16 protein-coding genes are annotated in these 15158 nt (G+C 39.8%); 7 read left to right on the forward strand and 9 right to left on the reverse strand.

Going from position 1 to position 15158, the window contains the following annotated elements; genetic code table 11:
- Nucleotides 1-23: 23 nt before the first annotated feature.
- Nucleotides 24-392, reverse strand: a complete 369-nt coding sequence (locus LWE_RS13425; RefSeq protein WP_011703317.1) for a VOC family protein — start codon at nucleotides 390-392, stop codon at nucleotides 24-26.
- A gap of 46 nt (nucleotides 393-438) precedes the next feature.
- The gene (locus tag LWE_RS13430; RefSeq protein WP_011703318.1) at nucleotides 439-1245 is read right to left on the reverse strand and encodes a helix-turn-helix domain-containing protein; all 807 of its coding nucleotides are present in this window, start codon (nucleotides 1243-1245) and stop codon (nucleotides 439-441) included.
- Between the two features lie 115 nt (nucleotides 1246-1360).
- Between LWE_RS13430 and LWE_RS13435 the strand changes: the two genes are divergently transcribed.
- The 4 genes from LWE_RS13435 (at nucleotide 1361) to LWE_RS13450 (ending at nucleotide 4138) form a co-directional block, all read left to right on the forward strand.
- Nucleotides 1361-1831, forward strand: a complete 471-nt coding sequence (locus LWE_RS13435) for a universal stress protein (RefSeq protein ID WP_011703319.1) — start codon at nucleotides 1361-1363, stop codon at nucleotides 1829-1831.
- Nucleotides 1832-1876: 45 nt separating this feature from the next.
- On the forward strand, nucleotides 1877-2332 hold the full coding sequence (gene rpiB / locus LWE_RS13440; RefSeq protein ID WP_003724981.1) for a ribose 5-phosphate isomerase B: 456 nt from the start codon (nucleotides 1877-1879) through the stop codon (nucleotides 2330-2332).
- Nucleotides 2333-2527: 195 nt separating this feature from the next.
- Nucleotides 2528-2869 (forward strand): hypothetical protein, encoded by a 342-nt coding sequence (locus LWE_RS13445; RefSeq protein ID WP_011703320.1) that lies wholly within the window; start codon nucleotides 2528-2530, stop codon nucleotides 2867-2869.
- A gap of 12 nt (nucleotides 2870-2881) precedes the next feature.
- A complete protein-coding gene (locus LWE_RS13450) occupies nucleotides 2882-4138 on the forward strand; it encodes a Y-family DNA polymerase (protein ID WP_011703321.1) in 1257 nt (418 codons plus the stop codon).
- A 1-nt stretch (nucleotide 4139) separates the two neighbouring features.
- Here LWE_RS13450 and LWE_RS13455 read toward each other — a convergent pair whose 3' ends face one another.
- Genes LWE_RS13455 through LWE_RS13485 form a run of 7 tightly spaced genes read right to left on the reverse strand, consistent with a single transcriptional unit; the run spans nucleotide 4140 to nucleotide 12806 of the window.
- A complete protein-coding gene (locus tag LWE_RS13455; RefSeq protein WP_011703322.1) occupies nucleotides 4140-4952 on the reverse strand; it encodes an alpha/beta fold hydrolase in 813 nt (270 codons plus the stop codon).
- 37 nt (nucleotides 4953-4989) lie between these two features.
- Nucleotides 4990-5685, reverse strand: coding sequence for a response regulator (locus LWE_RS13460; protein ID WP_011703323.1), 696 nt, complete (start codon nucleotides 5683-5685; stop codon nucleotides 4990-4992).
- Complete coding sequence (locus tag LWE_RS13465; protein ID WP_011703324.1) at nucleotides 5682-8372, reverse strand: sensor histidine kinase; 2691 nt, start codon at nucleotides 8370-8372, stop codon at nucleotides 5682-5684. The genes LWE_RS13460 and LWE_RS13465 overlap by 4 nt, the downstream gene beginning before the upstream one ends.
- 18 nt (nucleotides 8373-8390) lie before the next feature.
- Nucleotides 8391-8963, reverse strand: a complete 573-nt coding sequence (gene kdpC, locus LWE_RS13470; RefSeq protein WP_011703325.1) for a K(+)-transporting ATPase subunit C — start codon at nucleotides 8961-8963, stop codon at nucleotides 8391-8393.
- A 14-nt stretch (nucleotides 8964-8977) separates the two neighbouring features.
- Nucleotides 8978-11023 carry a potassium-transporting ATPase subunit KdpB gene (gene kdpB, locus LWE_RS13475; protein ID WP_011703326.1) on the reverse strand — a complete coding sequence of 682 codons (2046 nt, stop codon included), beginning with the start codon at nucleotides 11021-11023 and terminating at the stop codon, nucleotides 8978-8980.
- 11 nt (nucleotides 11024-11034) lie between these two features.
- On the reverse strand, nucleotides 11035-12720 hold the full coding sequence (gene kdpA, locus LWE_RS13480; protein WP_011703327.1) for a potassium-transporting ATPase subunit KdpA: 1686 nt from the start codon (nucleotides 12718-12720) through the stop codon (nucleotides 11035-11037).
- Complete coding sequence (locus LWE_RS13485) at nucleotides 12717-12806, reverse strand: potassium-transporting ATPase subunit F (protein WP_041176384.1); 90 nt, start codon at nucleotides 12804-12806, stop codon at nucleotides 12717-12719. The genes kdpA and LWE_RS13485 overlap by 4 nt, the downstream gene beginning before the upstream one ends.
- A 246-nt stretch (nucleotides 12807-13052) precedes the next feature.
- Between LWE_RS13485 and LWE_RS13490 the strand changes: the two genes are divergently transcribed.
- The 3 genes from LWE_RS13490 to LWE_RS13500 all read left to right on the forward strand — a co-directional run bounded on the left by LWE_RS13490 (nucleotide 13053) and on the right by LWE_RS13500 (nucleotide 15146).
- On the forward strand, nucleotides 13053-13364 hold the full coding sequence (locus LWE_RS13490; RefSeq protein WP_309148173.1) for a PTS sugar transporter subunit IIB: 312 nt from the start codon (nucleotides 13053-13055) through the stop codon (nucleotides 13362-13364).
- A 135-nt stretch (nucleotides 13365-13499) separates the two neighbouring features.
- Nucleotides 13500-14807, forward strand: a complete 1308-nt coding sequence (locus LWE_RS13495) for a PTS sugar transporter subunit IIC (protein ID WP_011703329.1) — start codon at nucleotides 13500-13502, stop codon at nucleotides 14805-14807.
- A gap of 36 nt (nucleotides 14808-14843) precedes the next feature.
- Nucleotides 14844-15146 carry a PTS lactose/cellobiose transporter subunit IIA gene (locus LWE_RS13500; RefSeq protein WP_003722042.1) on the forward strand — a complete coding sequence of 101 codons (303 nt, stop codon included), beginning with the start codon at nucleotides 14844-14846 and terminating at the stop codon, nucleotides 15144-15146.
- Nucleotides 15147-15158: the final 12 nt, after the last annotated feature.

Consider the following 15158-nt stretch of genomic DNA (forward strand, 5'->3'; position numbering starts at 1 on the left):
TTCTCGTATCCATGTAAATTCGCTCACTGTGTAGGCTCCAAAATCATAATCTTATTGCCATCTGGATCAAACAACTTCAGCTCGCGTCCGCCCCACTCAGCAACACGTGGTTCTTGAGTCTCCACTCCCGCAGCTTGAAGTTCCTTATACATTTCATCCAAATTAGTATCACAAGAAAAGACAAACTCCACCTTAGACTCACTTGATTTCCCCCATTTCCCACTATTCCAGACAATAATTCCAGGAGCGTTTTCAGAAAAACCTAGTTTCGCACCATCATAATTATCATAACCTTCAAATACAACCGGAATTCCAAGTTTTTCATGATAAAACGCAACTAATGCTGCCGGATTTTGCGTGGAAATATTTGTACAAACAAATTCATTAATCATCTAAAGCACCTCCATAAACATTAGTTTAACACCACATTTGCGCTTTTCATTGTACATTTGCGACATTTTGCAGAAAAATTTGTTTCATTTCCTCTGGGGTGTGATTGCTATATCGTTTAAATTGTTTAATCAAATGCGCCTGATCCGCAAACCCATTTAGATAAGCAAGTTCCGCACCTGATATATTAGGATTTCTATATATTGTTTGCAATCCTCTTTGAAAACGAATAAGTTTTGCGGTCTGTTTTGGCGCGAGACCCATATGCTTTTGGAAAAGTCGCTCTAATTGTCGAATAGAAATTGCACCAGGTGTTAGTTGGCTTGGATTTCGTAATAACTGATCTAATCCATTTAAAAAATCAGGATGGATTTGTTTGTCTAACATTATTAATTTTCGTAATAAAAAGGCTTCTAATAAAGAGATTCTTTCTGCATTCGTTGTAGTTTCCGCAAATTCTTCCCGAAAAAATGAAGAATACCCATGAAACATATCTTCTGGTTCATTCACCAGATTCATACTCCCAGCCAAATTCTGCTCCACAAATAAGAACAACGACCACGCATAAAATCGCACTGCAAAAAGCTCAGAACTATTTTCATTATCCGATTCAAATGGTGCATTGCTTACTCCAACAAACATGGAGTTAGTCACTAATCCCGTTTCACTATCAATCATAAAAATAATATCCGCGCATAAATCAGGAATCACTAAATTATTTCCCGGGAAATCTCTATCATCAGCTTCCCAAAAACAACGAATATAACCTGTAAGCGCCGAACTTGGTAGATATTCTTTATAGCCAGCACGTTTTGGTGTAGCTACAATAGGATAAAAACTTGCAAGCTTTGCCATAAAGAAACCTCCTTTTTCTCATAGTACCACAAAATTTTCTCTTTAATCATGCTTCTTTCTTTTATTAATGGGTATTAAGTAAATAAGGGGAAAACTTTTGAGAGGGTGATACAAAATGTCTGCTTACAAACGGATTCTTGTTGGTGTTGATGGATCAAATGAATCAGAAGCCGCACTAAGACGTGCTGTGCAATTTGCAAAAATGGACGGTGCTACACTTGGTATAGGTTTTGTCGCTGATGTACGCCGGATTGCACCACTAATCGATTATGAACAAACCTATGCAAAAAAAGCCAAAGCTTACGGAGAAGAATTAGCTGAAATGTACAAGAAAGAAGCCGAAAAAGCTGGTGTAGCACATGTAGAAACTTTTGTTCACTTTGGTACGCCCAAAACTACTTTCAATAAAAAAATCACGCGTAATTTCGAACCTGATTTAATTCTGGTCGGCGCAACTGGACTTTCAGCAACAGAACAATTTATTCTTGGTAGTGTTTCTGAATATACAGCCGCTCACGCACCATGTGATGTTATTATTGTACATGCAAAACCTTGGCGTAATAGAAAGACTGTCGAAAAACTCTAATTCATGTATAATGAAGGTATTGATTATACGGCAGGAGGAGAAAAAATGACAGTTAGTAAAGTGGCTATCGCTTCAGACCATGGCGGAATTGAATTACGCAAAAGTATTATTTCTTATCTTGAAAGTGTTGGAATTAGTTACGAAGAATTTGGCCCCGAAGCACCAGAATCAGTGGATTATCCGGGACTCGCTATTACGGTTAGTGAAAAAGTCGTGAACCAAGAAGTCGACCGCGGCATTTTGGTTTGTGGGACAGGAATTGGTATGAGTATCGCTGCCAATAAAGTAAAAGGTATTCGTTGCGCACTTGTTGGTGATACTTTTAGTGCACATGCAACTCGCGAACATAATGATACAAATGTCCTTGCACTTGGAGCTAGAGTCATAGGTCCTGGACTCGCAGAAGATATTGTCAAAATTTGGCTAGAAACAGCATATGAAGGTGGCAGACACGCAAATCGCGTTGGACAAATCACCGCATACGAAGACAGCCAAGCTTAAAAAAAATAATTATGACCAAGCCTAATTTAGCGGCTTGGTCTTTTTTTATCCATTTTATTAATAGTTCACAAATAGTAGTTTATTCCCGGTTCCATCTCACAAATGAGGATATTTACATATTGCAAAATAGAACGCTTGTTCGTATAATATTTTTAAGTAATAGGTAATTATTGAAACTATTGGAGGTGTCATCACATGAGCTACCAAGATCGCGGCATGAAGAAATGGAGTGGGTTTTTATTAAGCGAGCATACCGAAGCGATGCAAAGCGCCGAACCAACTTTAGTTTGGAAAGAAGCTATGGCAACCGAATTTATTGAGAGCGTATTAGCTAGCGCGATGACACATCAATCTATGCTTGTTATCCAAAAAAAGCCGCTAAACCCAGAAGATACTCCTGAAAATGATATTATTGGTCGTATTTCAGGGGTAGAAAACAATACTATTTATATCAAAAACTCAGAAGGTATTATTCCACTTTCTTTTTCCGCTATTAGAAATGTAGAAGAAAGGAGTGTCGACAAATGGTACAAGTAGAAGATTACAGTCGTGCGCCGCGTCGTGATATTTTATGTATTGATATTAAATCGTTTTTTCGCCTCCGTTGAGTGTGTTAAACGCAGGTTGAATCCCCTTGATGCGTATTTAGTCGTAATGAGCAACGCAGAACGTGCTGGTGGCCTTGTTTTAGCTGCAACGCCAAAAATGAAACAAGATCATCATATCAAAACCGGATCGAGAATGTATGAATTGCCAACTTGGGATAAACGAATTATTATTGCACCTCCACGAATGAAACTATATTTAAAAGTAAACGCGATGATTCAAGCTATATTCAAACGTTATGTTCCCGCTGAGTTTATTCATGTTTATAGTATTGATGAATGTTTTCTAGATATTACTGGATCGCATTTGTTGTTTGGAAGTACAGAAGAAATCGTTCGCAAAATCCAGCGCGATATTTTAGAAGAGTTGCGGCTTTATGTCACAGTGGGAATTGGTGATAACCCGCTTCTAGCCAAGCTTGCACTTGATAATGTGGCTAAGAACCGTGATGACGGAATAGCTGAGTGGCGCTATGCAGATGTTCCAGAGACAATTTGGAAGATTAGGCATTTGGATGATGTATGCGGAATTGGTCGCCGGACTGTTGTTCGCCTTCAAAAGATGGGGATTTTTAATATGTATCAACTAAGCCAAACTCCGCCCCCTGTTTTAAAAAAAGCAATGGGAGTTATTGGCGAACAGCTTTATTATCATGCGCACGGAATTGATTACAGCCTTTTAAATGAAAAATATGTTCCTGTTAGTAAAAGTTATGGAAAAAGCCAAATCCTTGAAAGAGATTACCATGCGTCCGCCGAAGTAGAAATAGTTATTCGCGAAATGGTAGAAGAAGTAGCTATGCGTTTGCGGCAAAACCATGTAGATACTGCCGTCATTCATTTAAGTATCGGCTACAGCAAATACAGCATAAAAAAAGGATTTAGCCATCAAGCTAAAATCCCATCTACTAGTAGTAGTCATGCGCTTATTCCTTATTTTCTGCAATTATTCCGCCGCTACGATGAACGAGAACCTGTACGCTCCATTGCCATTTCATGTGGTAAAATCACTTTAAAAACCGGTTTGCAACTCAATTTATTTGAAGATACATCCCATACATTAAACCAAGAACAACTTGAAATAACAGTTGATAAAATCCGCACTCGTTATGGTTTTAAATCACTTATGCACGCGAGTAGTTTACTAAATGGAGCAACAGGATTAAAACGCTCTGAAATGGTTGGTGGCCATAAAGGTTAACTTATTCAGGTTTAACACGGAATAAGAAATCCTCTACCATTGTCGCAAATATTTTTGATTGTTCAATTTGCAAATTATGTCCTGCAAAATCAAGGATAGCAAAAGATGCGTGTGGATATTTTTCTAGTAAGGTAAGCCCGTCTGCATAACCAACATGATCATCTTGACGACCAAAGAAGAATAGCGCTGGCACATCGAATAATGCTTTTTCATCTGGATCAAAGCTCAGCGCGTAGTTTGCAGATAATCGGTCCAAAAATTCTCCGTCCGCATTAATCATTCCAGCCATTACTTCTGCTAAAAAACGATTCCAATTTTTCGCTGTTAAAATGACGCCACTTTTCGAGAAATAAGCTTGGTCTTCTTTAGACAATGACTGTACAAATGCTTCGTCTTGATACATGACTTTTTGTTCGGGAAGGGTTCTTTTTTCCTTTTCCGGATAGATTACTGGGCAAATAAGTAAGACACCAAGCACTCTATCAGGTATTTTCGCTGCAATTCCTCGAGCTAAATAACCACCATACGATTCCCCGGCGAGTACAAACTGCTCGAAAGGAATGACAGCTTCAATAAATTCTAGCAACAGTGAAAGCACATGATCAGCATTTTGGATGGAGTCATAATTCTCCGTTTTACCCATTCCTGGTAAATCCAAATAAATCCGCGAAAATCGACTTTCTTTATCGAAAACGGGCTCCATACATCCAATCATCAGTTGCGAATCAGGTGCAAAGCCATGAATCATTATTATTGGTATTCCTTCACCATATTTTTCATAATAAACGTCTACATTACGGATTGTTTTATGCACATTCATTCCTCCTGGCGTTTATTTTTATCATAACATATTATTCTTCTGCCATCCGGTACCCAACCCCTACTTCTGTCAAAATATAGACAGGTTCAGCAGGATTTTTTTCGATTTTACGTCTGATATTACTCATGTTTACCCGAAGCGCTTGATTTTCACTTGAATAAGGCCCCCAAATTTCTCGAATAATGAAGTCATGTGTAAGAACTTTCCCAGCATGACGGGCTAATAAGAGTAAAATTTTATATTCAATCGGTGTAAAATGAATTTCTGTATCATCTATTTTGACTAGTCTGCGGTCATCATCAATATAAAGGTCTTGGATACGAATGAAATGATCATTTGGCGCCTCTTTACTGCTCGGTTGAATGTGTCGCAAAGCAGTCCGAATGCGCGCCAGTAGTTCCGATGTGCCAAATGGTTTTGTAATATAATCATCTGCGCCAAGGTCAAGTGCAGTCACTTTTTCTCGTTCATGATCACGTGCCGAAACAACAATAATCGGCACTTTTGACCAAACACGAATATCACGAAGCACATCTAATCCTTCCATATCTGGTAAACCAAGGTCAAGCAACACCACGTCCGGTGAATGGCTCGCTGTCTGTTCTAGCGCTTCTTTACCATTCACTGCTTTAATCACCGCATAATCACTAGCAGTTAAAACAGCCGAAATAAAATTACTAATGCCGTCCTCATCTTCCACAATTAGCACAAGTCGCTTGCTGTTCATTTTCCATCTCCTCCATCCAGTGGCAAAGTGAACCAAAATGTCGCCCCGCCATGTTCATTATTTTTGGCTTCCAAAGTCCCGTCATGTGCCCGGATAATGGACATACAAATCGACAAACCAAGCCCTAAGCCACGAGACATATCCGAACGTTCTCTCGCTTCCACGGCAAAAGTATCAAATAAATTCGGCAAACGTTTTTCTGGAATTCCTTTTCCATTATCACGAATACTAAAGATTGCACTTTCTTTCGTTTTCGTTACATCTACCCAAACTTCCGCGGTTGGCCCCGCATGTCGCAACGCATTTTCCATCAAATTAATAAGAACTTGTTCAATTAGCGTGCCATCCATTGGAACCATCAGCAAATCATGAGGGACTTTGACATGAATGGTTCGGTCTGTAAAACGTTTTTTAATACGACCAACTGCTTCACCAACAATCTCTTCTACTGCTTCTGGTGCGCGTTCTAAGCTTACCAAACCTTCACTAATCCGTGTAACAGAAAGTAAGTTTTCGACCATCCGAATGAGCCAGCCAGAGTCATCTTTAATACCCTTAATTAAGTTGCGTTCTGTTTCTTTATCTAATTCCGTTTCTTTTTCAAGCAAGGCAGAACTCGCTCCAACAATACCAGTGAGCGGTGTTCTTAAATCATGTGAAATTGCCCGAAGCAAATTACTTCTCATCTTTTCTTTCGCGGATTCAATGACGATTTGGCGCTGTTCTTCTGATAAGTATTGCCGTTCTAAAGCCAGTGCGACCTGAGAACTGATCATGCGTAAAAATATCCGGTTATCTTGAGTAAGTGGACCTTCTTCTTGTGAGCAAGAAACACCGATAACGCCAAGCACTTTCCCTTGCGACATAACAGGCATATAATAACCAAATGCTCCCATTAATGTATCCGTTCCTGCGCCTGCTCTCTTTTTATTTTTAAAAACCCAGTGGGCAACAGCTTCTTCATCTGGACTAAGAAGCGCGCTCGCATCCTCTTTTCCTTCTGCTTGCATGAAAATCCCTTTATTGCTTTTTGCAGGATCTACCGAATAAAAAACAACGGACCGGTTAAATAAGTGCAAAATATATTCATTGGTTAAATCAATAATTCCTTTTAAATTCCGGGTTACTAGTAGTCGTTTGTTGATTTCATAAAGCACTTCCGTTCGACGTTCACGTTCAACAGCAAGACTAGCCTGCGTTTTAATTCGAACAGTTAGCGCACTCGTAATTAGCGCAACTAATAGCATAATCCCAAAAGTCACTGGATACCCTGCTTGAATCGTATTAAATGTGTAAAGCGGCGATGTGAAAAAGAAGTTAAATAACATCACACCAATAATAGATCCTAAAACACCATATGCATAACCACTTGTTACACGAGAAATAATTAAAACAGACAAAATATACACCATAATAACATTTTGATCGCCAATGCCAAATTCACTTAAACCAACGCATATTGCTGTTGCTAGAGTTAGTAATAGGACCATTTTTGCCATATCATGCCATGAGAGAAAGTTTTTAAAACGCATTTTCATTCGACGCTTTTTTGTTTTTGGATGGCTTGAAGGAATAATGTGCATATCTACGTTATCCAAATGTGTAATAAGCCGGTCTTCAAAATCCTCTTCAAATAAAGAACGCAGACCCATACGTCGGCGTGATTTTCCAACAACGATATTTGTCACACCAGTCAAACGAGCATACTCGGCTACCGTTTCTGCAATATCATGTCCAGCGAGCGTGACAATTTCCGCGCCAAGTCGTTCAGCGAGTTCCATCGTTTCCCGCAGACATTTTTTCTCTGCTTTAGTCATATAATCATTTTCTTCATTTTCAATATAAAGAGCAGTCCATGGAGCACGGAAAGCCTCGGCAGTGCGCGCTGTCCAGCGAATGAGTTTTGCCGATGAAGGAGACGTTCCAATACAGACTAGCCATTTACTACTTGCGCGTTTTTCTGGATATACACCAGTTTGATCATATTCGTGACTAATTCGGTCGGCTGCTTTACGCATCGCAATTTCGCGCAGTAGTTTCAGATTTTCCCTAGTAAAAAAGTTCTGCATGGCAGTTTGCGCACGTTCCGGTCGATAAATTTTGCCTTGTTCTAGACGTTTTAAAAGCTCGTCTGGTTCGATATCAATTAGTTTTACGCGATCCGCCTCATCAAAAACATAGTCAGGAATAGTTTCGCGCACAGCCACTTTAGTAATACCTTCAACAATATCATTCAAACTTTCAATATGTTGTACATTGACAGTCGTATATACATCGATTCCCGCTTGGAGCAGTTCTTCCACATCTTGAAAACGTTTCTTATTGCGCACGCCTGCCGCATTCGTATGTGCGAGTTCGTCCACCAAAATCAGTTCTGGTTTCCGTTTCAACGCTTCGTCCAAATCGAATTCTTTGAGCGCAATGTTTTTATGGTTGATTGCTTTAGGTGAAATAAGTGGGATTCCTTCTAGCATTCTTAACGTTTCTTCTCTGGCATGAGGTTCAATATAGCCCGCCACTACATCTACGCCTGCCGCTAGTTGATCTTTGGCATCACTTAACATTGCGTATGTTTTTCCAACACCCGCTGCAAATCCAAAATATATTTTTAATTTACCTACTGATGAATCTGTTTCTTCTTGCAAATTCACTAGTAGCGCATCCGGACTTGGACGATTCGTCTCCATATACTCGCCTCCAACTACTTACATTTTTAAACTATCTAATGCTAAATTCACTTGTAACACATTCACAGTTGGCTCGCCCCAAAAACCTAACAATCTGTTACTTGTGTGTTCCGCAATAATTTCTTTCACCGTTTTAGTGGAAATTCCACGTTCTCTAGAAATCCGGTCTACTTGATAAGCAGCAGCTGCCTCACTAATATCTGGGTCCACGCCACTTGCTGATGCGGTCACAAGATCCATCGGAATAACGCGGTTGTTAGTCGGGTCTAATTTATGCCACCAAGCAATTCTTTTTTCTACTAATTGTTTTTGTTCCTCACTTGTTGGGTTTAAATTTGTCGCAGCACCGTCACTCGCAGCCCGCCCAATCAAGTATTCAGGCTTAGTGAAAGTTTGACCAATTTCGTTTGAACCATATTTTCCTGTTTCGCCATTTGCTAGCTTTCTTTCTATTATACTGCCATTTGCTTTGTCCTGAAAAGCTGCACCTGCAATAATTGTGACAATACCTGGATAAACCACGCCACACACCAATGTCAAAAGCAGAAATCCAACAACTGCCGGCTTCCAAATTTGCATAAATCTTTTCATGTTTTCTCCCCCTCTTAAACGATTCCTAGAACAGTTAATAGCATATCAATCAATTTAATCGCGATAAATGGTGCAACCAAACCGCCAAGACCGTAAATCAACATATTTCGGCTCAATAATTTTCCAGCGGGCATTTCACGATATTTCACACCTTTTAAAGATAATGGAATCAAAAAAATGATAATCAAAGCGTTATAAATAATCGCGGATAAAATCGCACTTGTTGGGCTCGTTAACCCCATTAAGTTCAGCGCTTCAAGTTGAGGGAAAATCCCGTAAAAAAGCACTGGAATGATAGCAAAATATTTTGCTAAGTCGTTGGCAACACTAAAAGTCGTCAGTGCACCACGAGTCATTAACAATTGTTTACCAATCCGGACAATATCAATTAATTTAGTTGGACTAGAATCCAGATCAACCATGTTCCCAGCTTCTTTTGCAGCCTGTGTCCCTGTATTCATCGCAACAGCCACATCTGCTTGCGCAAGAGCTGGCGCATCGTTCGTCCCATCACCTGTCATTGCAACTAAATGGCCTTCCCGTTGATATTCACGAATTAATTCCAGTTTTGCTTCCGGAGTTGCTTCTGCTAGAAAATCATCGACTCCAGCTTCTGCCGCAATTGCAGCCGCAGTCATAGGGTTATCCCCGGTAATCATAATTGTCTTAATACCCATTTTTCGTAAATCTAGAAAACGTTCTTTCACGCCATTTTTCACGATATCTTTTAAATAAATAACACCAAGCACTTTATTATTACGGACTACGACTAGTGGCGTACCACCTGCGCCAGCTACCTTGCTTACAATGGCATCACATTCTTGTGGGTATGTGCCGCCATTTGCAGTTACATACGTACGAACCGCGTCAGCTGCACCTTTTCGGATTGTATTTTCTTGATAATCAATTCCACTCATTCGCGTTGTTGCAGTAAATGGGACAAATTCAGCATGCATTTCCGCAAAATCTCGGCCGCGAATATCGAAGCGTTCTTTCGCTAAGACAACAATGCTTCGGCCTTCCGCTGTTTCATCTGCAATAGAAGAAAGTTGTGCCGCATCAGCTAGCTCTTGTTCTGTCACACCATCCACTGGTATAAATTCGCTGGCTTTCCGGTTTCCAAGAGTAATAGTTCCCGTTTTATCAAGCAAAAGCACATCAACATCGCCAGCAGCCTCAATTGCACGACCACTCATTGCTAAAACATTCGCTTGATTTAAACGACTCATTCCAGCAATCCCAATCGACGAAAGCAAGGCACCAATGGTCGTTGGCGCTAAACAAACAAGTAAAGCAATCACATTGGTAATCGAAATCGCTGAGCCACTTCCGGCCTGCTTACTCGCAAATTCTGTGAATGGTAAAAGTGTCGCTGAAACCGCCAGAAAAATAATCGAAAGCGTCACAAGCAAGATTTGTAAAGCAATTTCATTTGGCGTCTTTTTCCGTGAAGCCCCTTCTACCATTGCAATCATTTTATCTAAGAAACTTTCCCCAGAAACAGCCGTTACTCGAATCACTAGCCAGTCGGAAACAAGCGTAGTTCCGCCTGTTACAGCGCTTCTATCACCACCAGATTCACGAATTACAGGCGCCGATTCCCCAGTTATCGCACTTTCATCAACTGATGCAGCACCTTCAATAACCTCTCCGTCCATTGGTATTTGCTCATTCGCAAGCACATACACAATATCATCTTTCTTTAAATCATTTGAAGCCACTTCTATAACATCTGTTTTATCATCTATATGTTTCAATTTCCGGGCTAAAACGTCTTTCCTCGCCATTTTCAAACTATCCGCTTGCGCTCGACCACGCCCTTCCGCAATCGCCTCAGCAAAATTCGCAAATAACACAGTGAACCATAAAATTAGCGCAATCGCGAGTGTATAACCAGACTTCTCATCTGAAATCCCAAAAAACCCAAGAAAATAAAGACTTGTTGCTAAAATTGCACCCACATAAACGAGCAGCATAACCGGATTTTTCACTTGTAGTTTAGGAGACAATTTTTTCGTCGACTGAATCAGCGCATCTTTCCAAATACCTTTTTCCATCATTTCCATTCACCTCATTTGAAAGTTGTAAAGAAGTCCGCAATCGGTCCAAGCGCAAGTGCTGGCAAGAAACTAAGCGCGCCAACAAGTACCACTACACCAATTAAAAGACCAATAAACATGCCATTTTTCGTCGATAATGTCCCACTGCTTGCTGCAACTGGACTCTTTCCTGCCATATTTTGCGCTAAGTAAAGCGCCGCAATAAGCGGAATAAAACGAGCAAATAACATCATTAATGCGCCGACCATATTTGTAAACGTCGTGTCTGCTGCAAATCCTGCAAAAGCACTTCCGTTATTATTTCCCATCGAGGTAAAAGCATACAACACCTCAGAAAAACCATGTGCCCCACTCGCCGCAACAGACGCTTGCACACTTGGCATCATCACCGCAAATGCAGTACCAAATAATGTTAAGAGTGGCGGAACTAAAATAAGCAAGCACACCATTTTCATATCATAAGGCTCAATTTTCTTCCCTAAATATTCTGGTGTACGCCCAACTAAAAGTCCGGCAATAAACACCGTCAAAATAATAAAACCAATCATGCCATACAGTCCGCTACCAACACCGCCAAAAATAACTTCTCCAAGCTGCATAAAGAACATTGGCACAAGTCCACCGAGCGGCGTCAAACTATCATGCATAGCGTTCACCGCACCATTTGAAGCAGCCGTTGTTGAAGCAGCGAAAAGCGATGATCCTCCAACACCAAAACGAACTTCCTTGCCTTCCATACTTCCAGAAGTAGCCACACCTTGATAACTTGGACCAGCAAATTGTTCTGAAATAGTAATTGCAACAATACCGACAACAAAAACAATCATCATCGCTGTCATAATTGCCCGACCTTGTTTACTATCCTTCACCGCGCGCCCAAACATCACAACGAGTGCAACTGGAATAAGCAAAATCGCGAGCATTTCAATTAAATTCGTAAAACTAGATGGATTTTCAAACGGAAATGCAGAATTCGCTCCAAAAAAGCCTCCACCATTTGTCCCAAGTTGTTTAATCGCAATTTGACTTGCAGCCGGGCCAAGCGGAATCAATTGTTTAGCTCCATTTTCAAGCGTTTCAACAACCGAATAATCTGCAAATGACTGCACCACACCTTGTGACACCAAAAGAATCGCCAAAACAAGTGAAAGTGGTAGTAAAATATAAAGTGTCACTCTAAACAAATCTTGCCAAAAATTTCCCACTGTTTTCTGTTTCTTCCATATAAAGCCACGAATTACTGCAAATAAAACTGCAATTCCTGTCGCCGCAGAAACAAAGTTCTGAACTGTTAAACCAACCGACTGCGAAAAATAAGATAAAGTCGACTCCCCAGAGTAAGCTTGCCAGTTCGTATTAGACACAAAACTCGCTGCCGTATTAAAAGCGAGACTAAAACTGAGTCCCTTCATACCTTGTGGATTAAGCGGTAAAAATCCTTGTAACATCAGCACCGCCATCACAAATACAAAACCAATTGCACTAAAAGCAAGAACCGATCCAGCATAACGTTTCGCTGACATTCCAGCCTCACTCACACCCATCAAACGATAACCAAACCGCTCAACAGGTTCAAGAACTCTTGATAAAAAAACTCTTTCACCAATCATTACTTTATACATATAAATTCCCAGTGGTATCGCTAAAACTAGTAATAATACAATAAAAAACACATCTTGCATGATTATATATTTCATAAATTCTCACCTCTAAATAACACATAAAATAAATATACTAATAACCCCAACCCAATTATCCCAGCAACCACTAGAACAACACTCATTTTCCGTTCACCCCTTCACAGTACTCTTTCCACCCCTAATCCTAACAACAAATACATAAAGACAGTGTTAAGATTGGCATGACCCGCATAAAGATTCCGTTAATATCGATATGTGTGTAAATTTTACACACATAAAAAGGAATGTGTAAGGTAAAAAGTAAATGAAAACCCTTTTATAGCCACATTTAAAGTTGGCACAGTACTTGCATATATATTAAGTGTTAAGAGAATTATCCAGAGGAGGAAATAATCATGAAAACAATCATGTTAGTATGTTCAGCAGGTATGTCTACCAGCTTACTAGTTACAAAAATGGAAAAAGCAGCTGAAGAAAAAGGTCTGGAAGCGAAAATCTTCGCAGTGGCTGAAGCTGAAGCAGCAAATCATTTAGACGAAATTGATGTGTTATTACTTGGTCCACAAGTACGTTTCTTAGAAGGAAACATGAAGAAAAAATTGGAGCCAAAAGGTATTCCGTTAGCTGTTATTAACAGTGTTGATTACGGAATGATGAAAGGCGACAAAGTTTTAGATCAAGCATTAGATTTAATGAAGTAAAAAGAGGGTAATTACAGCTAGCTAGCTGAAAATTATAAAAAACTAAAGAGGTATAGTAATAACATCATGTTTTAGAAATTATGTATTTGTCTTAACCCATGCTATTACTTTATCCTCAAAAAAGGAGAATAAAAAATGAATGGTTTTATCGCATTTATGGAAAAATATTTCATTCCGTACGCAGCCAAAATTGGTGGCCAACGTCATTTAGTAGCAATTCGTGATGGTTTCATTACAACTATGCCACTAATGATTCTAGGATCTTTCGCTGTTTTAATTAACAACTTCCCAATTCCAGCTTACCAAAAATTCATGAATAACTTATTTGGTGAAGGAACTTGGCAAGCATTTGGCGGAAACGTTTGGAACGGTACTTTTGCTATCTTAGCATTACTTATCGCTTTCACAGTAGCTTACAACTTAGCGAAATCATATGATAAAGATCCACTTTCATCCGCAGTAGTTTCTGTCGCTACATTCTTCACTATTGGCGCAATTGCTCCAGGTGCAGACGGCGTCCCTAACACTGGTGGTTTAGGATCAACTGGTCTTTTCTTAGCATTAATTATTGCAATTCTTTCCACTGAGATTTTCACTCGCTTGAGTGGTAGCCCGAAATTAATTATCAACATGCCTGATGGTGTTCCACCGGCAGTTTCTCGTTCATTCGCAGCTTTATTCCCTGCAATGATCACAGTTTCTATCTTTGGTCTTATCACTGCTTTCTTCCAAGCAGCAGGTGTAAGTAACTTAGTAATTTCTTTCTATGAATTAGTTCAAGAACCGTTCATGGGTCTTGCAAACTCCTTGCCAGCAGCATTACTACTCGCATTTGTTTCTGCTTTCCTTTGGTTCTTTGGTTTACACGGAGCGAATATTATCGACCCGTTCATGCAAACAATCAATATCCCAGCTATTACTGCTAACCAAGATGCATTAAAAGCTGGTAAAGAACTTCCTTATATCGTTAACAAACCTTTCTTTGACTCTTTCGTTAACTTAGGCGGAACTGGGGCAACTATCGGTTTAATCATTGCTATCTTTATCGTAGCTCGTAAACATAAAGCGTATATGACAGTTTCTAAATTGTCTGCAGCGCCAGGTATTTTCAACATTAACGAACCTATGATGTTTGGTCTTCCAATCGTCTTGAATCCAATTATGTTCATTCCATACATCTTGGCACCACTTGTACTTGTAACTGTAGCTTACTTTGCAACAGCTATTGGTTGGGTACCAGCTTGTACTATCGTAACTCCTTGGACTACACCACCAATTATCGGTGGAGCACTTGCAACACAAAGTATCGCTGGTGGCGTACTTGCAGCTGTAAACTTAGGATTATCTATTCTAATCTTCCTTCCATTCGCGAAAATTGCTCAAATTCAAGAGCTACGTCGCGAAAAAGAAGCACTTGCTGCTGAAGGCGTTACTGCAGAATAATTTTTACAAACCAAAACTTTAAGGACGTGTTTACAGATGGATTTAGAACAAACAATTATGAGCTTGATCGTGTTCGGTGGTAATGCTAAAAGTGACGCTATGTTAGCTATTGATTCCGCTAAAAAAGGGGATTTCGCTCAAGCAGACGAACAAATCGCCCAAGCAGAACAAGCACTACTTGAAGCGCATCATTCTCAAACAAAACTTATACAAGGTGAAGCTCGTGGTGAAAAAACAGAAGTTTCCCTTCTACTTGTTCACGCACAAGATCACTTAATGAATGCAATCACTTTCAAAGATTTAGCGAAAGAAATTGTAGATCTTTATAAGAATAAATAAGACCAAAAAACC

Source organism: Listeria welshimeri serovar 6b str. SLCC5334, assembly GCF_000060285.1.
GTDB classification, from domain to species: domain Bacteria; phylum Bacillota; class Bacilli; order Lactobacillales; family Listeriaceae; genus Listeria; species Listeria welshimeri.